The sequence below is a fragment of the Stieleria sedimenti genome, from assembly GCF_025060895.1.
Classification (GTDB): domain Bacteria; phylum Planctomycetota; class Planctomycetia; order Pirellulales; family Pirellulaceae; genus Stieleria; species Stieleria sedimenti.
On record NZ_JANZKV010000381.1, the window covers coordinates 1 to 4,119 of the forward strand.

Genomic DNA, 4,119 nt, shown 5'->3' on the forward strand with positions numbered 1-4,119 from the left:
GGTACCAAAAATGCGAAGCATCCTTCGGGCCATTTGGTTTTTGGTACCTGACCTCTTTTCCGCTCGACAATCGCAACCGCAAAATTGAATGTAGCCGAAGCACTCGCCATGTCACGCCCCTTCCCTCCACCCGCGTTTCGGATCGGCGATCTGGTCGTCGATCCGCCGATCCTGCAAGCCCCGATGGCGGGCTTTACCAACGCCGCATTCCGACAAATGGTCCGTGAATATGGCGGCGCCGGATTGATCGCGACCGAAATGGTCAATGCCCGCGGCTTTGTCTGGATGGACGAAAACGAAGCCGAACATCCCGAACGCTTGTGGGGGGTGGCCGAGGAACCGCGGCCATTGGCGGTTCAGATCTGGGACAACGATCCGGAAACGATGGCCAAGGTCGGACGGCGGTTGGTCGAGGAGTACCAGGTCAGCGTCGTGGACATCAATTTCGGTTGCCCCGTCCGCCAGGTCACCGAGAAAGCACACAGCGGCAGCTACCTGTTGCGAACGCCCAGTCGGATGTTCGAGATCATTTCGCAACTGGTCAAGGCGTGCGCGCCGACGCCCGTGACCGCGAAAATCAGACTCGGTTGCAGCCCCGATTCGGTCAATTGCAACGAAGTCGCTCGGGTGGTCGAAGAGGCTGGTGCGGCGGCGCTGACCGTTCATGGCCGCACCGCCAAAGACATGTTTCGCGGGCATGCCGATTGGGATCGCATCAGCGAAATCAAGGCCCACCTCCGGAACATTCCGCTGATCGGAAACGGTGACCTGGACTCGCCCGAAAAAGTCGTTCACGCCTTCAAGACCTATGACGTCGACGGCGTCATGATTGCCCGCGCCTGCCTCGGCCGTCCCTGGCTGTTCTCGCAAGCCGCGGCCGCACTCCGCGGCCAACCGATCCCGCCGGAACCCAGTCTGCCGGAACAACGTCAATGCATGATGCATCACTACGATTTGGTCAAAGAACGCTTCGGCGAAGAAAAAGGCACGATCCTGATGCGGAAATACGCTTGCTGCTACGCCCAAGGCAAATACGGCGCACGGCATTTCCGCACCCATGTCGCCGGCGTCTCCAGTGCCGAGGAGTTTTACCGCATCGTCGAGGAATACTTCCCGATGAAGACGAAAGAAGAAATCCGCGCCGAACGCGAAGCGGAACAGGCGGCAGGACTCAGTTGACCGCCGCGAGCAGCGGCAGTCGCTCCTGGCTGCTGACGACCACGCCGCCCGGTTTTTCGATCGTGATCGCAAACGCCGCGGGCGAGATCACGTTTAATTTCGCGTCGATTTCCACGATCACTTCCCCGCTCTCAGTGACGTCAAACACGCCACCGTCGATCGGGTCGTCGTCACGCTGCGGATCAATGATCCACAACTGATATTGCTCGGCGGTTGGATCGTTGATCGGCATGTTCTCGAACCGCATGAACCCCGTCTGGGACTCGGAATCCCAGACCACGTCGCCGGAGACGGGCTGCTCAAAGGGGGTTTTCCCGGGCGTCCAGTCGACTCGCAACAATGAATCGGATTGACGCAACAAAGCCGCTCGCGCCTCTCGAGCGTTGCGTTGCGTCGCTCCCGGATCACGCTGCCAGAGTGCGACCGCCAGCAACAGTGCCGCCGCCGCGCAAAACCATGCGACCCACTCACGGGCGGAGACGCCCTTGGCCGCGACCGTGACGGTTCCGCCCGATCGCCCTCTTCCGGCACCTCGCAGTGTTTCATCGGCCCGGTGTTCCACGATCCGCCGTCCTTCGGCACGGATGCGATCGGCAACGTCGGGAGGCATCAGATCGTCATCAGGCCGCAGGGTCGCCAGTTGCACCGCGGCGCTCGTCATTTCCAGTTCGTGAAGAATGTCTGCCGCGCGATCGTCACGGGCCAAAACGGCTTGCAACCGTTCGGCTTCGGCTTCGCCCAGGTCACCCAGGACGTATCCGGCCATCAATTCCAACTCGGTGGGGTCATTCAAGTTTGCCTGACTCACGACGCAGTCTCCGGTGCCAGGGGACGCTTCATGCACTCGCGCAATTGCAGGATGCCCCGCCGGGCGTAGGACTTGACGGTCCCCAGTGGCATGCCGAGCGCTGCGGCGATCGCCGATTGTGCTTCGCCCCGATCGATTGACAGCGTCAAGATTTGACGCTGATTTTTGGACAAGTGCCGCAAGCAGCGGGCTGCCTTGGCGGCTTCGTCGGACAGTTCAATCTGGTCAATCGGATCACGATCGGCCATTTCAATTTCGGAATCGCTGATGCTGACCAACTCCGGTGATGATCCTCTCCGCCGGTTGCGATCAATCAGCCGGCGTCGCGCGATCATCGTCACAAACGTGGACTCGGATGCCTTGGTGGGATCGAAGCGATCCGCACTACGCCACAAGGCGACAAAGATTTCCTGCGCCGCGTCTTCGGCATCACCACTGACCCGGCAATAGCGATTCGCCAGCGACCAGACCAGCCCCCGATACTGTTCCAGGCAATCATCGACCGCCGACGAGTCTCCCGCGGCGATCCGCTGCAGGACGGACGACGGTTGAGTGTTCTCAGAGGAGTCCATTGCAGATGAAACGGTAAAGGTCGTTGGTTCCGATCGGTACGCGGACGCGACGGGTTTCCGCCGCGTCGCCACTTTGATCGCCGGTGATGCAGACGACACAATTCTACCGTAAACGAGCGTTCAATTGGACGGCTGCAGGGTCACAAACATTTGATCCATCCCACGACGCAAGGTCCACGCTCGGTCGGTCGAGCGGTGCTGGTGCCGGGCCGCGTTGATGACGGTTGAGACATGATGCTTCATCGAATCGTCCAGCTCGGAATCCATCAGGCCTGACATCGTCTTCATGTACAGTTCCGCACAGGCGGAATGATGTCCCGCGTTGAACATCGGTGCTCCCTTGGCGATCGCTGCGGCGAGGGTTTGGCGGACTTCGCGATGGCAGCTAGCCTCAGCGGACTTCGCCGGCGGCATCAAAACCGCGTCGATCACGTGGATCACACCGTTTGACGCATCCAGATCAGTCACTACCAAATTCGACGCGTTGACCCGTGCACCGTCTGCCCCAACCGTGATCGTGACAGGGCTTCCTTCCAACGTCTTGGCCGATCCGGCCGTGACCGCCGTATCGCTGTACACACGACCGCTGACGACGTGATATTTGAGAAGATTGACCAGCTGTTGCTTGTTTTCCGGTTTGAGCAACGATTCGACCGTTCCCTCTGGCAACTTTGCGAACGCGTCGTCGGTCGGGGCGAAGACCGTCAAGCTGTCGCTACCGGTCAGTGCGCCGGCGAGTCCCGCGGCTTTGGCCGCAGCGATCAAGGTATTAAACGTACCTGCCCCAGCCGCGGTTTCGACTAGGTTCTTTTCGGCGGGAAGAAGGACCGTGTCGATGACGTGAATCAAACCGTTGTCGCAGGCAATGTCGGTCTGTACGACGTTTGCGCCGTCTACCGTCACACCCGAATCGTCGGCTTTGATGTCGACACGCTGACCACCCAATGTGGTCGCACCGGACAGGGTGACCACCTTGCTGGCCGGAACTTGGCTGGCGACGACATGATGGGTCAGGATCGCTTGCAGTTTGGCTTTGTTTTCCGGCTTGAGCAACGATTCGACGGTTCCTGCCGGCAACTTTGCAAATGCGTCGTCGGTCGGCGCGAAGACGGTAAACGGGCCATCGCCCTTAAGTGCGCCGACCAAATCGGCAGCACCCAACGCCGCCGCAAGCGTTTTGAAGTTGCCCGCCGCGACCGCCGTGTCGACAATATCCGCGGCTTTCGAGCCCGTCGAAGTGAACAGTGCGATGGTCATGCCGATCGCGAGGATTACAGAACGTTTCATGGAAATAGGCCGTGGTAGATGGTTGTTTTTTGGAGATGCAACGACTGAACTTCGAGCCGCCTCAGGACGCCGCATCCGGGGCCGGCACCGGAACTGCGACTGCTCTTATGTTCGCAGGCAGTCAACTCCCGGATGCACGCGCGAGCGGAAAAGATCGCAGGTACCAATGGCATGGACATTAGTTAAACGGGATTCAGCAACCGTTGGTGTCTAGCCTTTAGGCGATTCCCTGTCGCTGCTAAGCAGCGACAGGGGGCTAAAGCCCAATACCGC

General features: G+C 60.0%; 4 protein-coding genes. 1 reads left to right on the forward strand and 3 read right to left on the reverse strand.

The features are described from left to right. Positions 1-108: 108 nt before the first annotated feature. On the forward strand, positions 109-1,179 hold the full coding sequence (dusB, locus tag NZK35_RS33975) for a tRNA dihydrouridine synthase DusB (protein WP_259636974.1): 1,071 nt from the start codon (positions 109-111) through the stop codon (positions 1,177-1,179). Here dusB and NZK35_RS33980 read toward each other — a convergent pair. The 3 genes from NZK35_RS33980 to NZK35_RS33990 form a co-directional block, all read right to left on the reverse strand. Beyond that, a complete protein-coding gene (locus NZK35_RS33980; protein ID WP_259636975.1) occupies positions 1,172-1,987 on the reverse strand; it encodes an anti-sigma factor in 816 nt (271 codons plus the stop codon). The genes dusB and NZK35_RS33980 overlap by 8 nt on opposite strands. After that, the gene (locus NZK35_RS33985; RefSeq protein WP_259636976.1) at positions 1,984-2,559 is read right to left on the reverse strand and encodes an RNA polymerase sigma factor; all 576 of its coding nucleotides are present in this window, start codon (positions 2,557-2,559) and stop codon (positions 1,984-1,986) included. The genes NZK35_RS33980 and NZK35_RS33985 overlap by 4 nt, the downstream gene beginning before the upstream one ends. Before the next feature lie 120 nt (positions 2,560-2,679). Continuing rightward, positions 2,680-3,846, reverse strand: coding sequence for a fasciclin domain-containing protein (locus tag NZK35_RS33990; RefSeq protein WP_259636977.1), 1,167 nt, complete (start codon positions 3,844-3,846; stop codon positions 2,680-2,682). Positions 3,847-4,119 lie beyond the last annotated feature (273 nt).

Coding starts and splice junctions, on each gene's coding strand:
- dusB (WP_259636974.1), top strand. CDS start 109: ATGTCACGCCCCTTCCCTCCACCCGCGTTTCGGATCGGCGATCTGGTC.
- NZK35_RS33985 (WP_259636976.1), bottom strand. CDS start 2,559: ATGGACTCCTCTGAGAACACTCAACCGTCGTCCGTCCTGCAGCGGATC.
- NZK35_RS33990 (WP_259636977.1), bottom strand. CDS start 3,846: ATGAAACGTTCTGTAATCCTCGCGATCGGCATGACCATCGCACTGTTC.